The sequence below is a fragment of the Mycobacterium sp. WUMAC-067 genome (genome assembly GCF_020217485.1).
GTDB lineage: Bacteria > Actinomycetota > Actinomycetes > Mycobacteriales > Mycobacteriaceae > Mycobacterium.
This window is the reverse complement of record NZ_JAEKMI010000185.1, coordinates 1-614: the sequence shown is the minus strand read 5'-3', so window position 1 is coordinate 614 and position 614 is coordinate 1. Positions and strand designations below refer to the sequence as shown.

Below are 614 nucleotides of genomic sequence, written 5' to 3'. Positions count from 1 at the left end.
ACCAGCACCCTGTTTTGGTGGGACCCGATCAACAACTGGGCAATCGGCCTGGTCTACAACCCAAATCTTTGGCACTTTCCCCGAAATTGGCCGTGGCTCAACATCTCTCCGATCATCGAACCGCTGACCTCCTTCATTTACGCGCCCTATGTCCTCCTTCCCTACTTCCTGGCCATGCCCATCCTGCGGGCCATGCAACGCCGCAGCGATCCGGGAGCCCTCGTCTGGCGCCATCCGCTGATCTCAATAGCCGTGCTGACGTTCGTCATCGGCGCCATCTGGGACGCTGCTCAAGAGATCCTCCTGACCCAAGCCCAGTTCCTCACATACAGCCACGTCATCGAGTTCGGCTCGATCGACGCTGGCAAGAACAGCCAGTTCCCCCTGATGATGGCTAGCGCGCTCATCACGATTGTCATGATCCCGGCATCGATTCTGCTCTATCGCGACGACACCGGAAGATCCCAGGCCGAAAAGATTGCACAGCGACTGCGCCTGCATGCGAGCCGTCCCACGTTGGCTACCTTCCTGCTGATGGCGATCGTCGTGAATATTGCGATGATCACATTCAGCTCAACGTTTTGGTTGGTCCGTGCGACTGGCGCAGCGTCCAC

General features: G+C 58.3%; 1 protein-coding gene. It reads left to right on the top strand.

The window, feature by feature from the left end:
- A partial coding sequence (locus JF781_RS28140) for a spirocyclase AveC family protein (protein ID WP_225341379.1) occupies positions 1-614 on the top strand: 614 nt, incomplete at both ends.